This window comes from Affinibrenneria salicis, assembly GCF_008710095.1.
On the sequence record NZ_VYKJ01000008.1, the window covers coordinates 100,943 to 115,114 of the forward strand.

The window sequence follows — 14,172 nt, forward strand, 5'->3', positions numbered from 1 at the left end:
CATGATTAATGTATTGATTGTTGACGACGACGCCATGGTTGCGGAATTAAACAAATGTTATCTGAATCAGGTTTCCGGTTTTTCGTGCTATGCGACGGTGCCGACGCTGCAGCAGGCGAAAAATCTGCTGATGCAGCCGGATTCGGAGATTGATTTGGTCCTGCTGGATGTGTACATGCAGCAGGATAACGGGCTGGATTTATTGCCGGCCATCCGCGAATGCAGCACGCATACCGATGTGATCATCATCTCCTCCGCCAGCGATGTGCATACCATTAAGAAAGCGCTGAATTATGGCGTGGTGGATTATCTGATCAAACCCTTTCAGTTTTCCCGCTTTGAGCAGGCGCTGCTCGCCTGGCGTGAAGAGTCGGGGCTGTTAAAGCACCGCGAGTTCGTCGCCCAGGTCGATATCGATAACCTGATTCGGCGCACCAGCGATTCGTCGCCCAATGAGCGTAAGAAGTTGCCTAAAGGGTTGACCAGCCTGACGTTGCGCACGGTGTGCGAATGGATCGAAGGCAACCAGGGCGCCGAGTTTTCTACCGAGATGCTGGCTAACGCCATTGGCATTTCCCGCGTGTCTTGCCGTAAGTATCTGATCTACCTGGCGGATACCGGAATTCTGTCGACCAATATTCTCTACGGCGCGACCGGCCGTCCGGTGTATCTCTACCGGCTGCTGCCGGAAAAACAGGACGCGCTGCGTCAGTACTGCGAGTAAGCGACGGCGGCTGGAGGGGGAACTGGCGGTTTATGCGGACTTTCTGGCTGAACCCGGCGGGCTGCGCGGCCGCATAACGTCAGGACCGGCGGCCCGGTCCTGACGGTTTATCGCGCGGCGGATTACAGTTGGTAGCCGCTGGCCTGGCGCAGCCAGGCGCCCGCGCCCAGCAGGCCGGGGTGGGGATGTGTGATCATGTAAACCGGAATGGCGGCCAGATAATCCTTGAACCTCCCTTTATCCTCAAAAGCGGCGCGGAAGCCGGAGTTGAGGAAGAAATCCAGGAAGCGCGGCACAATCCCGCCGGCGATATAAACGCCGCCGAATGTCCCCATGGTCAGCGCCAGGTTGCCGCCGAACCGGCCGAGCAGCACGCAGAACAGGGAGAGCGCCCGGCGGCAGTCCACGCAGCTGTTTTCCAGCGCTCGGGTCGAAATTTCTTTTGGCGACAGCGCTTCCGGCGTCCGGCTGTCGGCCTGCACAATCGCTCGATACAGATTGACCAGACCCGAGCCAGACAGGATGCGCTCCGCCGAAATGTGGCCGAATTCCGCGCGCAGTATCTGCAGAATCGCCACTTCTTCTTCGCTGTTCGGCGCGAAATCCACGTGACCGCCTTCGCCCGGCAGGCTGATCCACTGCCCGTTCACCTGCACCACGTGCGCCACGCCCAGTCCGGTGCCGGCGCCGTAAACCGCTACCGGCTTGCCCGCCACGGCCTGCCCGCCGCCGAACTGCAGCACATCATGCGGGGTAAGCGCCGGGATCGCCATGCTGACGGCGGTAAAGTCATTGATGATATCCAGGCGCTCAAAATCGAGATTTTTCCGCGTTTCCGCGATGGAAAAGGCCCAACTGTGGTTGGTCATCGCGACCCAGTCGCCGGTTATCGGGCAGGCGATGGCGATGCAGCCTTGCCGGATGGTGAAGGTCGGGTGCTCCGCCAGAAAAAGGCGGATTACCGTTTCGAGGCTATCATACTCAGATACCGCATAGTTTTTGTTGCAGGAGATCTCCCCGCTGTCTAGTGCGCACAGCGCAAGACGCGCATTGGTTCCGCCAACGTCGCCCACCAGGGCATACTGATACATAACGTGTTGTCTCCGGTTAACATTCAGAAATCTTTACATGGGAAAGGAACGCGTTCCGCCTGACGATATCCGTCGTCTTTCCGTTTGCAGCGGCGCTGGCTTCCCTTTACACAATACACCGCCTTTGCCGGCGTGTTTGTCTGGTTGCCGACTGGCTGCGCCCCGAACCTGCCGGGCAGCGGAGCCAGTACGCGTGGGCAATGCTCTGTCTGGTTAATACCGGCAATCCCCAGGTCCACGGGTGTCGCCGCTGATTACTTTCTCTTTCCGATGGTGACTAAAGCTGATCGACGGCGAATCAACGCCTCCGGCGAAAGCCATCCCGATAATATAACCAGAAACGAGGGGCGCGGGGCACTGTCATATCAATAAAATAAGCAAACCGGCCAGTAAAAAACGGCCGGTTTGCTGTTTAACCACGCGCGCGGGGGGGTTACATCAGCCAGCCCATCAGCAGCGTGGCGCCAATAACGGTCGAGGCGCCGCCGATGCGGGTGGCTATCTGGGCGAAGGGCATTAACGACATGCGGTTAGAGGCGGAAAGAATCGCCACGTCGCCGGTGCCGCCCAGTCCGCTATGGCAACTGGTGACGATGGAAGCTTCGATCGGATACATATTCAGGTAGGGAGCGATAAAGAAACTGATCAGCGCCATGGAGATGACCACCGAACCGCATACCACCACGTAGCCGGGGGTAAAGACGGCGACCACGCTTTCCAGCGGTACGTACAACATGCCAAGACCGATCATCAGCGGCCAGACCAGCGAACTGGAGACGAATTTATAGAAGCTGTGCGCGCCGGTTTCCATTGAGGAGGGGATCACTTTACTGTATTTACACAGCACCGCGATCAGGATCATCAGGACCGGACCAGGGATATGCACCAGCTTTTCAAACAGACCGCCGACAATGAAGAAGGCGCAAATCATCAGCAAGCCGCCGCCCATCAGATGGAAATCAACCGGCTTCGGCGCCTCGTTAATGGAGAATATGGCGTTGTCTTCGTCGCTGCGTACTAACCGGCCTTCACCGTTCAGATCTTTGCGGCGCAGGCCGAGACGCGCCAGGATACCGGCGCAGATAATGGCGAAGATATTGCCGACCACGGCGGCAGGCGCCAGCTGAGCGACATAAACATCGGGACTTTGCCCCAGAAGAGATGAATACGCCAGCGACAGCGGCAGTATGCCTTCACCGATGCCGCCGCCGATAATCGGCACGATAATAAAAAAGAACGTATGGTAGAGGCTGTAACCAAATAATTTACCGACCAGTAACCCCGTGGCGACGGCGGTCACCGTGCCGATCACCAGCGGAATGAACATGCGCACCATTCCCTGAATCAGAATGATACGGTTCATCCCTAATATACTGCCGACCACCAGACTGGCGATGACGAAATAAAGGAAGTTCGCTTCCTTCATCAGCAGATGGACCGTGTCCATGGTATTGGTATTGAATACGTCAAAGTAAACCAAAATTGACGGCACCATCAGGCACAGGATCGCCGGCCCGCCAATATCGCAAAAGACCGGGATTTTGCGCCCGATATGCGCCAGTAAAAAGCCGAGGGTCATGATAATGGCGAAACCGCCAATCATATTTCGCGGCAAATAGCCGGACAGCGCGGAAATACCGACGATGGCGGCAATGGTAAAGAACAGCAAAATGGGCACTGAGCCTATGCTGGTTTTGGAAAAATTTAACATCGCGTTAAACGGCACGCTGGCGGTGAAGTCTGCTTCGTTCGCCTGAATTCGATCTGATTTTTTCATTATTCACCCTGCTATGTTCAGTATTGTACAGAGGACTCCCGGGCTAAATAATGTGGAACTGAAACCGTTTACCGGTTGTTATTCCCTATACCCGTTATATTTCAAGTCGCAGGTGCGTCGGCGGTTTTCTCTATCCACCCCGTCCCTGAGCCTCGACCGTAAAAGGCCAATGCATTCCGTTGGTTAAATCAACAACGGCAACTCAAATTATGTAGGCTATAAACCTTTTATTTTCATTTATGTCGACTCTGCGTGCTTATTTCCGATGACTTTACTCCGTGCGCCGGAATTGTTTGCCGCATTGCCGATTTTTGAAATATATTTGGCCTGTTTATTTAGCAACAGAAGAAATGGTTAAAGTAAAACAGAGATGATTTTATTGTTGCGGACAAGGTAACACGAGGGAAAGTGAAAGATAACCATTTTTAATAAATGGATTAAAGAATTGTGAACCAAGCGACAAGTAGATTATAAATAACTTAAAACGACATTTTTTAATTAAAATAAATCAAGGCTGAATAAACGAGTTATTTATTTAATAATAGTATTATATTAATAAAGTAATCAGGCGTGGCCGCCACACGTTCAGCATACAAGCGCGCCGCCGGCGGCCAATTATTCGGCCCTTCTCTGGGCAGCCGCGTTTTGTCCATTTTTCCCGACGCGTGTCCTGAATCACCCCAACGCTGCCGAATAAATAAGGCCACGCTGGCCTGGTTTATACAAAGGTGGATCAATAAATGCATTTCTTTCGCTAATGGCATACCGCCCATTTTTGTAAAACCGCGTATGACGGCGACCGGTCATCATTCCGCAGGCGGCCATCCGCCATCCGCGGGGCGCGCCCTTATGCGTCTGCGTCGTGCCTCCGCGCCAGTTCCGCTTTCATTTTCGCGATCCGCGACGACAGGAATACGCCGTATCCAATACACCCGACGGCCAGCAGGATCTGAAAAAACAGGTACGGCTCGCCCGAAGGGGAGGTGGCGTAATCCAGCAGTCCTGACAGGGCCGCTGCGGCGCCGCCAATAAAAAACCAGCGCTTCATGCTGGCGGTGCCCCGCAGTTTTTTCTGCATCTCGGCCATCTCTTCACTTTCCATTGCTGCTCCAGTGTTGTTTATGCGCCAGATCCGTTTTTTGTCGCTCTCCGCCGGCGCACGCTGCGGCATTTGTGCCGGTCCGCAGCGGACAGCGCGCGCCGGGGGGCGGCAATCGCCCGTTAATGTAGCAAAAACCCGGGCGGACAGGAATTCACCGTCGGCGTCCGTTTGCCGGCGTTTTTTCGATGGGGTTCCCGGGCGCCCGCGACGGCGATGAGCTGGCGGCATATCTTGCCGGCGCGTCCCGATTCGCATGCGGGAGGCGATGACGAACACGGAACAGGTTTTCGAGCCGGCAAGGGAATGATGCGATGCAGAAGGGGATGGAAATCTGAACGGCCACTGGCGCAGTGACCATTCAGCGGCTTGCGGCGCGTTAGTCGCGATCGATGGCGAAAGCCGACCACGCCTGGCGTACCGGCATGATTTCGATGCGGTTGATGTTCATATGGTCGGGCAGCGTCGCGACAACGTAGATCTGCTCGGCGATATCTTCAGCGCTCAACGGCGTGGTGCCCTGGTACAGTTTATCCGATGCGGCCTGGTCGCCTTTGGTTCTCACCAGCGTAAATTCTGTTTCGGCGATGCCCGGCGCCAGATCGGTCACCCGGACGCCGGTGCCCTGCAGGTCGCAGCGCAGGTTATAGCTGAACTGTTTTACAAAGGCTTTTGAGGCGCCGTAAACGTGGCTGCCGGGGTAGGGCCACTGGCCGGCGATCGAACCGATATTGATGATACTGGCGCCTTTGCCGGTGGCGATCAGCGTCGGCAGCAGCGCGTGCGTCACGTTAACCAGTCCGGTGACGTTGGTGTCGATCATCGTGTGCCAGTCTTCCAGTTCGACCTTCTGCGCCGGGTACGGCGACAGGGCCAGGCCGGCGTTATTCACCAGCGTTTTTACCGCCCGGAACGCTTCCGGCAGCGCGGCGACCACTTGTTTTACGGCGTCGGCATCGCGTACGTCCAGCGCGGCATAGTGAACCGGCACTTTGGCCGACAGCTCGTCCGACAGGGCTTTCAGCCGTTCTTCCCGGCGGCCGGTGAGAACCAGCGACCAGCCCTGGGCTGCAAAATGGTGCGCTGCTGCATGACCAAAGCCGGAAGTCGCCCCGGTGATAAACACAATATTTTGCATTGAAAACGCCTCGCTTAAATTTGATAAAACGGTATTGAAAAGTCGTGCTGGCAGGATGACGCCCGCCCGGTTTTCCCACTTTACGGAGTGAAAAAGATCCCTGACAGGGCCAGTTACGCAGAATGCATGGGACAAGCGGTGGGTGGCGCGCGGTAATCTGCATCTTATTTGCAGGCGGCCGGAGGAGAACGTCGTGGCGGTGTGATGTTTCTCTATTATTAGCGCGTCGGCTGCGCGACGTCCGCCGGACATAGGTTTTCGCTATGACATTGCTCCAGATAGAAGCAAATGCCCGCCGGTTTGCACCACCTGCGCTCTTTTTCCGCTCGCTGCAGGACTCAATATCCATGTGAAGCGTAGGGTTGGTGGTTAACGAAAACGTTGGCATGGAATTGGCATCTGGTTAAACAGAAACCTAACCAGATAGTCAGAAATTGTCAGGATGGATACCGTTATGAGCCAACTAATGTATGCAGATAAACCATCCCTCGCAACGACGACAGAGACAATGGCCAGACCGGCAATCGTTGTGCGCGATGCTAACGTCGTCTATCCCGCCGCCGATCGGCCGGTTCACGCGCTGAAGGATATTAATCTGACCATTCGTCAGGGGGAGTTCGTTTCTTTCATTGGTCCTTCCGGCTGCGGCAAAACCACGCTGTTGAGGGTGATTGCCGATCTGGAGCCCATCACCTCGGGCGAGGTGCAGGTCAATGAGATGACGCCCTCGGAAGCGCGTCAGGCGCGCGCCTACGGCTACGTGTTTCAGGCGCCGGTGCTGCTGCCGTGGCGTACCGTGCTGGCCAACGTCATGCTGCCGCTGCAGATTCAGGGCAAAATGCCGGGGCGCTGCGAAGAGATCGCCCGCGAGCAACTGGCGCGCGTCGGTCTGAGCGGCTTCGAAAAAAAATACCCGTGGCAGCTGTCCGGCGGTATGCAGCAGCGTGCATCGATCGCTCGCGCGCTGGGTTTCGAACCCAAAATACTGATGATGGACGAACCGTTCGGCGCGCTGGATGAACTGACGCGCGACAACCTGAACCAGCAACTGCAGCAGCTGTGGTACAACGAACAGCGCACCATGGTGTTTGTCACGCATTCCATTTCCGAGGCGGTCTACTTGTCCACCCGGATCGTCATTATGTCGCCGCGGCCCGGCCGCATCGTCAAAGTCATCGATTCCCCGCTGCCGGCGGAGCGGGACCTGTCGCTGCGTGATTCCCCCGAATTTATTCGCCTGGCCCAGGAAGTGCGGGAAGCGCTGGTCGAGGGGCATCATGAACATTAACTCTTTACGCTACCGGGCTCTGCCGATCGCGGTGGTGATGGCGGTGGCGATCCTGTTCTGGTATCTGCTGGCCATCGGCCTGAATGCGCCGGGGGCGATTGATCGCACCCTCGCGCCGGGCGGCGCCTGGGGCTGGCGCGATCTGGTCGGCGCCACGATGAATATGTCGCGGCCGATATTGCCGCTGCCGCATCAGATCGCGGCGGATATCTGGACCAGTCTGAGCAAATGGCCGCTGACCTCGCCGCGCAATTTATTGCTGCATACCTGGGTGACGGCCAGCGCGGCGCTGACCGGCTTCGCCATGGGGGTGGCGCTCGGTCTGCTGCTGGCGATCTGCATCGTGCATTCACGCACGCTGGATAAGGCGCTGCTGCCGTGGATCGTGGCGTCGCAAACGGTGCCGGTGCTGGCGATTGCGCCGATCGTGCTGATTATTCTCGGCAGTCTCGGTATCACCGGCATGCTGCCGAAGGCCACTATCGCGATGTACCTGTGCTTTTTCCCGGTGACGATCGCTACCGTGCAGGGGCTGCGTTCGCCGCCGAGGCTGGAGATGGAGCTCATTCATACCTATGCCGCCACCCGCATCGATACCTTCTGGATGGTCAGGCTGCCTTCCGCGCTGCCTTATCTTTTCCCGGCCTTCCGCGTGGCAATCGCCAGCGGGCTGGTGGGCACCATGGTGGCGGAGTTGCCGACCGGGGCGCAGGCGGGGCTGGGCGCCCGTCTGCTGACCGGCTCCTACTACGGCAATACCATTCAGATCTGGTCGGCGTTAGTGATGGCGTCTTTGCTCGGCCTGTTGTTGACCGCGCTGGTCAGCCTGACTGAATACGCGCTCATGACACGTCGTAAGGGGGCACGCTGATGCGTAAATATGTTCCGGGCCGTCTGGGCCTGCTGGTGGCGTTGATCCTGGTATTGATGGGGTTTGCGCAACTGATTCCCGACGCCGGCAGGGGCGGCGTACCGATTCTAATCCTCGACGCGTTGTTGCTGTGCGCGTTGCTGATGGCCTTGTATCCCTGTCTGTCGCTTTGGTATCTGGGCCTGTTGATGCTGCCGGTGGCGGCGAGCGCCGGACTGCTGATGCGCGGCGAAACGATGGCGCAGGCGAACGCCCTGTACTGGCTGGCGCTGATGGCGCTGGCGCTGCTGGCCTGCCATAGCGTGCAGCGTCTGGCGAATAGCCGCGCCAGGCGGTTGCCCGACGGCGCCGTGGCGACGCTGTTCGGTCTCTGGGTGCTGTATTTCTGGCAACTGCTGGTGACGGTGTTCGCGGTGCCGCAGGTGCTGCTGCCGGCGCCGCTCGATATTGTGCGTGCGCTGTATGACAACGCCGGGCTGTTGACCGGCGACTTCGTGCAGACGGTGCTGAAGTCGGTGCTGGTGGGTTATCTGCTGGGCAGCGGCATGGGGATCGCGGTGGGCATTCTGATCGATCGCATGCCGTTCCTGCAGCGCGGTCTGCTGCCGCTGGCCAACCTGACCAGTACGATCCCGCTGGTGGGCGTCGCGCCGATCGCGGTGATGTGGTTTGGTTTTGACTGGCCTTCGAAGGCGGCGGTGATTGTACTGGTGACCTTCTTTCCCGCGCTGGTCAGCACTCTGGCGGGACTGCAGGCCAGCGGCAAACTGGAGCGCGAGCTGATGTATTGCTATGCCGCCACGCCGCGCAAGACGCTGTGGGTGCTGCGCATACCCGCGGCGCTGCCCTTTATCTTCGGCGCGCTGAAGGTTAACGCCGCGCTGGCGCTGATTAGCGCGATCGTTGCCGAGTATTTCGGCTCACCGACGGCCGGACTGGGCTTTCGTATTTCCACCGAGGCGGCGCGCATGCATATGTCTATCGTGTGGGCGGCGATTGTGGTCGCCTCGGTGGTCGGGTCGCTGTGCTATGCGCTGCTGGTGCGGCTGGAAAGAAAGGTTAACTTCTGGCATCCCTCTGTGCGCGGGGCGTCATAGTCTGTTGGGTAACAAGAACCGCTCTGTTGCGGGCCGCCCGCGGCCTGAACGGGTAAAGAGATCATCCGTCACTGATAAACGTCGTTGTGTGTTCCACTTTAAAAACCCGAGGATACTCAGATGAGAAATCGTTCCGCTTTTCGCAAATGCCTGATCGCGGCCGCCACGACGCTGGCCCTGTCGCTGACCGCCGGCGCGTATGCCGCAGAAAAAGTCACTCTGCAGCTTAAATGGTTGCCTCAGGCGCAGTTCGCGGGCTACTACGTGGCGCAGGCAAAAGGCTATTACAAGGAGGCCGGGCTGGATGTCACTATTAAACCAGGCGGGACCGATATCTCTCCGGTACAGGTGATCGCCGGCAAATCGGCGGACGTGATCGTGAACTGGATGCCGGATGCGCTGGCGGCGCGCGAGTCCGGGGTGGCGCTGGTGAACATCGCGCAGATCTTTGACCGCTCGGGCATGATGCTGACCTGCCGTAAATCGACCGGGATTAAAACGCCGGCGGATTTAAAAGGTAAAACGCTGGGCGTCTGGTTTGGCGGCAATGAGTATCCGTTCTTTAACTGGATGCATAAACTGGGCTATAAGCCTGATACGGACATCAAAGTGCTGAAACAGGGCTTTAACGTCGACCCGCTGCTGCAGAATCAGGCCGCCTGCATTTCCACCATGAACTATAACGAGTACTGGCAGCTGATCGACGCCGGCATGAAGGCGGACGATTTGATTTCGTTCCCGTATGAGGACCAGGGCGTTTCCACGCTGGAAGACGGGCTGTACGTGCTGGATTCCAGCCTGAAAGATCCGGCTTTCGTCGCCAAAATGGCGAAATTCCTGAAGGCGACCTATAGAGGCTGGAACGAGGCGGTGAACAACCCGGCCGAAGCCGCGGAAATCGTGGTGAATGAGGATTCGTCCGGCTCCGCGACGGTAGAAGTGCAGCAGCGGCAGATGGAAAACGTCGCCAAACTGATCACTAACGCCAACACGCCGAAAATCGGTTATCTGGATCCCGCCGCTTACCGCCGTACGGTGGACGTCTTGCTGAGCGGCGGCGGGGCCTCGGTCATCAAGAAAGATCCGGGCGAGGCCGCGATGACCCACGTGGTCTGGGAAGCGGCCGCCAGGTAACGCCGGATAATCGACGGTCGTCCGCGCCGTTCGCGTCCGTCTTTCCCGCCTTATCGGCGGGCAGCGGCGGAGATGATGAGAAAAAGCGAGGCGCGGCGGCCCGCCGTGAAGCGGCCGCGCCGGGCAAGGTCCGGCCGGCGGGCGAAGCAAAACGGAGGAAGGAGAAAAAATGTTGGCGAATACATTAGTCGATGAGCCGGCCAAAGGCCGTATCCGGCTCGATAACGAGGCGAATATTCTGCTGGCGGCGGAGCGCGTTTTCGCGCGCTTTGGTTTTAAAGGCACCACCATGGCGTTGATCGCCGAAGAGGCGAATCTGCCGAAGCCCAACCTGCATTATTACTTCGGCAACAAACAGAATCTGTATTTACGGGTGCTGGACGATATTCTGCGCGACTGGCTGGCGCCGCTGGAACACTTTTATCCACAGGCCGATCCGCGTGCGGCGATTGACCAATACGTGCGGCAAAAAATGCGGCTGACCTTTGAACGGCCGTATGCTTCAAAGCTGTTCGCCAACGAAATTCTGCAGGGCGCGCCAATGGTGCATGAATTGCTGAAGACGCATCTGCACGATCTGGTGGCCAGTAAAGCGGCGGTGGTGGACGGCTGGATTGCGCAGGGGCTGCTGCGGCCGGTGGACAGCAAACATTTCTTTTTCTCGATCTGGGCGATGACGCAAACCTACGCCGATTTCGATATCCAGATCGCCGCGGTGCTGGGCGACGAAGCCAATGCGCCGGCAGCGCGGCAGCGCGCGATCGATCATGTGCTGAACAGCGTTTTCCGAATTTGCGGGCTGGAGGCCGCCTGAGCCGTTAACCCCCGCTGATCTTCCGCCTGTTTCTCCCTCATTTTGTTCTTCCCGTCGCGGCTGTGAATCCGGAATTGGGCGGCATTGTCGTCAATCGTGGGGCAATGTGCACCGAAAAGAGACATAACATCCGTAAACGTGAAAAATCCAGTTTGGGTAACATCTTGTTTTTTATGAGTATTGTCGTTTTTTAAAAAATGGCACATAAATCGCATGGTTAGTCAGGAAACTTAACTATTTGGTCAGGATTTTTGCAAGGCGTGGCGCCACCGTCCTTTCCTTATCCGACGTTAGCGGGAGAACCACTATGAGCCATCGAAAGCAAGGCGTTACAGGCAGGCCGTTGGTGCTTTGCCCTCGAGACCCTGATGTTGACCAGATGAAGGAGTATGCCGCATGAAAAGCGAATTACCGGTTGGTATCGATACGCCGGGCATTCAGTCCGCGCGGCTGAGCGACGCGGTATACGACAGTCATTTCAGCGACAGCGCCCCGCCGTTGAGCAAGGTTCAGGCGGTAATTGAGGCGGAGCGTTGCTACTACTGCTACGACGCGCCCTGCACCCGCTCCTGTCCGGCGGATATTGATGTGCCGAGCTTTATTCACCGTATCGCGCAGGACAACGTGCGCGGGGCGGCCGAGGCTATTCTGAGCGAAAACGTGCTGGGCGGCATGTGCGCGCGCGTTTGTCCCACCGAAACCCTGTGCGAACAGTCCTGCGTGCGCAATCAGCAGGACGGCAAGCCGGTGCAGATCGGCCTGCTGCAGCGTTATGCCACGGACGCCTATCTTTCCAGCCCGGGTCAGCCGTTATTTAACCGCGCCATGCCCACCGGCAAAAAAGTGGCGGTGGTCGGCGCCGGCCCGGCGGGTTTAACCGTGGCGCATTATCTTGCGCGCCAGGGACATCGCGTGGTGGTGTTCGACGCGCAAGAGAAGCCGGGCGGCCTGAACGAATACGGGCTGGCGAGCTACAAAACCACCGACGACTTCGCTCAGCGCGAAATCGCCTGGTTGCTGTCGATCGGCGGTATTGAACTGCGGCTGAATCAGCGGCTGGGGCGCGATATCGCGCTGGATACGCTGCGCGCCGACTATGACGCGCTGTTCCTCGGCATGGGGCTGGGCGGCGTCAATGCGCTGGGCATCGACGAACCGCCGCTGGCGGGGGTGCGCGAAGCGGTCGATTTCATTGCCGAACTGCGTCAGGCGTCGCATCCGCGCGAGGTGGCCATCGGTCGCAGCGTGGTGGTGATCGGCGGCGGCATGACGGCCGTCGATGCGGCGGTACAGGCGAAAAAGCTGGGCGCTCGCGAAGTTGCGATGGTGTATCGCCGCGGCGCGGAAGCGATGAAAGCCTCGCCTCATGAGCAGGAGTGGGCCAAATCCAACGGCGTCACGATCCGTCACTGGGCGGCGCCGCAGGCTATTCACGGCGCAGACGGTCGGGTCACGTCGGTCACTTTTGCGGTCATGCAGCCGCAGGCGGGTTCGCTGGCGGCCAGCGGCGAAACCTTTACCCTGCCGGCCGATATGGTGCTGAAGGCGATCGGCCAGACCTACGACGCCAGCCTGACCGGCGAGTCGGTCGCGCTGAAGGGCGGCCGCATCGTCACCGATGAGCAGGGCCGCACTTCGCTGGCCGGCGTCTGGGCGGGCGGCGACTGCTGCGCCGACGGTCTGGATCTGACGGTGGACGCGGTGCGTCAGGGCAAGGCGGCGGCGAAATCGATCGATGCGCTGCTGCGCCCCGGCGCCGGCCGGTCGGCGAACGGTAAACCTTCAATGAGCGAGCAGGAGTATTTACATGGCTGATCTCAGCAGTAATTTTTTGGGCATTAAAAGCCCGAATCCTTTCTGGCTGGCTTCTGCGCCGCCGACGGATAAAGAATACAACGTGGTGCGGGCGTTCGAAGCCGGCTGGGGCGGGGTGGTGTGGAAAACGCTGGGGCAGGATCCGCACGTGGTCAACGTCAACGGTCCGCGTTACAGCACGCTGCGCACCACCGATCGCCGCATCATCGGCCTCAATAATATCGAGCTGATCACCGACCGTTCTCTGGATATCAACCTGGAAGAGATCGCGCGCGTGAAGCGCAACTGGCCCGATCGGGCGGTGGTGGTCTCCATCATGGTGCCCTGCGAGGAGGACGCCTGGAAGAGTATTCTGCCGCTGGTCGAGCAGACCGGGGCGGACGGCATCGAGCTGAATTTCGGCTGCCCGCACGGTATGAGCGAGCGCGGCATGGGCGCGGCGGTCGGTCAGGTGCCGGAATATATCGAAATGGTGACGCGCTGGTGCAAGCAGTATTGCAGCCTGCCGGTGATCGTCAAGCTGACGCCGAACGTCAACGACATCCGCTATCCGGCGCGCGCCGCACTGCAAGGCGGCGCGGATGCGGTATCGCTGATTAATACCATTAACTCCATCATGGGCGTCGATCTGGAACGGATGACGATGCATCCCAATACCGACGGCAAGGGATCGCACGGCGGTTACTGCGGTCCGGCCGTTAAGCCCATTGCTCTGAATATGGTGGCGGAAATCGCCCGCGACGAACCGACGCGCGCTATGCCCATCTCCGGCATCGGCGGTATTTCCACCTGGCGCGACGCCGCGGAGTTCATTTCGCTGGGCTGCGGTACGGTACAGGTTTGCACCGCGGTGATGGTGCACGGTTTTCAGATTGTGCGCGACATGGTAAGCGGCCTGTCCAACTTTATGGATGAGCAGGGTTACCGCACGCTGGACGATTTCCGCGGCCGCGCCGTCGGCACGGTCAGCGACTGGCGCTACCTTAATCTCAATCACATTGATAAAGCGGTCATCGATCAGGATCTGTGCATTAAGTGCGGACGCTGCCACCTGGCCTGCGAGGATACCTCGCATCAGGCGATCACCAGTATGAAAGAGGGCGAGCGCCATTTTGAGGTAAAAGAAGAAGACTGCGTGGGCTGCAACCTGTGCGTTTCCATCTGTCCGGTGGAAAACTGCATTTCCATGCGCAGCCTGCAGCCGGGCGAAGTGGATCGGCGCACTGGCAAGGTGGCGAGCGGCGAATACGCCAACTGGACCACGCACCCGAATAACCCGATGGCGACCACGGTCTGAGCGTTTCCGGCTAATTCATGGCGGGCC

At 58.6% G+C, this 14,172-nt stretch carries 12 protein-coding genes; 8 read left to right on the plus strand and 4 right to left on the minus strand.

All coding sequences use genetic code 11. The features are described 5' to 3' along the window. The first annotated feature begins 1 nt into the window (after position 1). A complete protein-coding gene (gene dcuR / locus FJU30_RS15960) occupies positions 2 to 724 on the plus strand; it encodes a two-component system response regulator DcuR (RefSeq protein WP_150435971.1) in 723 nt (240 codons plus the stop codon). Between the two features lie 122 nt (positions 725 to 846). Here the strand turns inward: dcuR and glk are convergent, their stop codons facing one another. From glk to FJU30_RS15980, 4 genes are all read right to left on the minus strand, one after another. After that, entirely contained in the window at positions 847 to 1,815 is a 969-nt protein-coding gene (gene glk, locus FJU30_RS15965) for a glucokinase (RefSeq protein ID WP_150435972.1), read from the minus strand. Positions 1,816 to 2,248: 433 nt separating this feature from the next. Further along, complete coding sequence (locus FJU30_RS15970) at positions 2,249 to 3,526, minus strand: 2-hydroxycarboxylate transporter family protein (protein ID WP_395858571.1); 1,278 nt, start codon at positions 3,524 to 3,526, stop codon at positions 2,249 to 2,251. A gap of 913 nt (positions 3,527 to 4,439) precedes the next feature. Then, the gene (locus tag FJU30_RS15975) at positions 4,440 to 4,694 is read right to left on the minus strand and encodes a hypothetical protein (RefSeq protein WP_150435974.1); all 255 of its coding nucleotides are present in this window, start codon (positions 4,692 to 4,694) and stop codon (positions 4,440 to 4,442) included. A 376-nt stretch (positions 4,695 to 5,070) separates the two neighbouring features. Then, on the minus strand, positions 5,071 to 5,829 hold the full coding sequence (locus FJU30_RS15980) for an SDR family NAD(P)-dependent oxidoreductase (RefSeq protein WP_150435975.1): 759 nt from the start codon (positions 5,827 to 5,829) through the stop codon (positions 5,071 to 5,073). 508 nt (positions 5,830 to 6,337) lie between these two features. On the opposite strand from FJU30_RS15980, the gene FJU30_RS15985 reads away from it, so the two are divergent. The 7 genes from FJU30_RS15985 to preA all read left to right on the plus strand — a co-directional run bounded on the left by FJU30_RS15985 (position 6,338) and on the right by preA (position 14,145). Further along, positions 6,338 to 7,117, plus strand: coding sequence for an ABC transporter ATP-binding protein (locus FJU30_RS15985; RefSeq protein WP_150435976.1), 780 nt, complete (start codon positions 6,338 to 6,340; stop codon positions 7,115 to 7,117). Next, positions 7,107 to 7,988, plus strand: a complete 882-nt coding sequence (locus tag FJU30_RS15990; RefSeq protein WP_150435977.1) for an ABC transporter permease — start codon at positions 7,107 to 7,109, stop codon at positions 7,986 to 7,988. Before FJU30_RS15985 ends, FJU30_RS15990 begins: the two co-directional genes overlap by 11 nt. Next, positions 7,988 to 9,085 (plus strand): ABC transporter permease, encoded by a 1,098-nt coding sequence (locus FJU30_RS15995; protein ID WP_150435978.1) that lies wholly within the window; start codon positions 7,988 to 7,990, stop codon positions 9,083 to 9,085. Before FJU30_RS15990 ends, FJU30_RS15995 begins: the two co-directional genes overlap by 1 nt. 120 nt (positions 9,086 to 9,205) lie before the next feature. Continuing rightward, positions 9,206 to 10,219, plus strand: coding sequence for an ABC transporter substrate-binding protein (locus tag FJU30_RS16000; protein WP_150435979.1), 1,014 nt, complete (start codon positions 9,206 to 9,208; stop codon positions 10,217 to 10,219). Between the two features lie 169 nt (positions 10,220 to 10,388). Then, a complete protein-coding gene (locus FJU30_RS16005) occupies positions 10,389 to 11,033 on the plus strand; it encodes a TetR/AcrR family transcriptional regulator (RefSeq protein ID WP_150435980.1) in 645 nt (214 codons plus the stop codon). 396 nt (positions 11,034 to 11,429) lie between these two features. After that, the gene (locus FJU30_RS16010) at positions 11,430 to 12,848 is read left to right on the plus strand and encodes an NAD(P)-dependent oxidoreductase (protein WP_150435981.1); all 1,419 of its coding nucleotides are present in this window, start codon (positions 11,430 to 11,432) and stop codon (positions 12,846 to 12,848) included. Further along, a complete protein-coding gene (gene preA, locus FJU30_RS16015; protein ID WP_150435982.1) occupies positions 12,841 to 14,145 on the plus strand; it encodes an NAD-dependent dihydropyrimidine dehydrogenase subunit PreA in 1,305 nt (434 codons plus the stop codon). Before FJU30_RS16010 ends, preA begins: the two co-directional genes overlap by 8 nt. The last annotated feature ends 27 nt before the right edge of the window (positions 14,146 to 14,172 follow it).

Bases quoted from the DNA above. Each gene is read 5' to 3' on its own strand.
- dcuR (WP_150435971.1), top strand. From the start codon at position 2: ATGATTAATGTATTGATTGTTGACGACGACGCCATGGTTGCGGAATTA.
- glk (WP_150435972.1), bottom strand. From the start codon at position 1,815: ATGTATCAGTATGCCCTGGTGGGCGACGTTGGCGGAACCAATGCGCGT.
- FJU30_RS15970 (WP_395858571.1), bottom strand. From the start codon at position 3,526: ATGTTAAATTTTTCCAAAACCAGCATAGGCTCAGTGCCCATTTTGCTG.
- FJU30_RS15975 (WP_150435974.1), bottom strand. From the start codon at position 4,694: ATGGAAAGTGAAGAGATGGCCGAGATGCAGAAAAAACTGCGGGGCACC.
- FJU30_RS15980 (WP_150435975.1), bottom strand. From the start codon at position 5,829: ATGCAAAATATTGTGTTTATCACCGGGGCGACTTCCGGCTTTGGTCAT.
- FJU30_RS15985 (WP_150435976.1), top strand. From the start codon at position 6,338: ATGGCCAGACCGGCAATCGTTGTGCGCGATGCTAACGTCGTCTATCCC.
- FJU30_RS15990 (WP_150435977.1), top strand. From the start codon at position 7,107: ATGAACATTAACTCTTTACGCTACCGGGCTCTGCCGATCGCGGTGGTG.
- FJU30_RS15995 (WP_150435978.1), top strand. From the start codon at position 7,988: ATGCGTAAATATGTTCCGGGCCGTCTGGGCCTGCTGGTGGCGTTGATC.
- FJU30_RS16000 (WP_150435979.1), top strand. From the start codon at position 9,206: ATGAGAAATCGTTCCGCTTTTCGCAAATGCCTGATCGCGGCCGCCACG.
- FJU30_RS16005 (WP_150435980.1), top strand. From the start codon at position 10,389: ATGTTGGCGAATACATTAGTCGATGAGCCGGCCAAAGGCCGTATCCGG.
- FJU30_RS16010 (WP_150435981.1), top strand. From the start codon at position 11,430: ATGAAAAGCGAATTACCGGTTGGTATCGATACGCCGGGCATTCAGTCC.
- preA (WP_150435982.1), top strand. From the start codon at position 12,841: ATGGCTGATCTCAGCAGTAATTTTTTGGGCATTAAAAGCCCGAATCCT.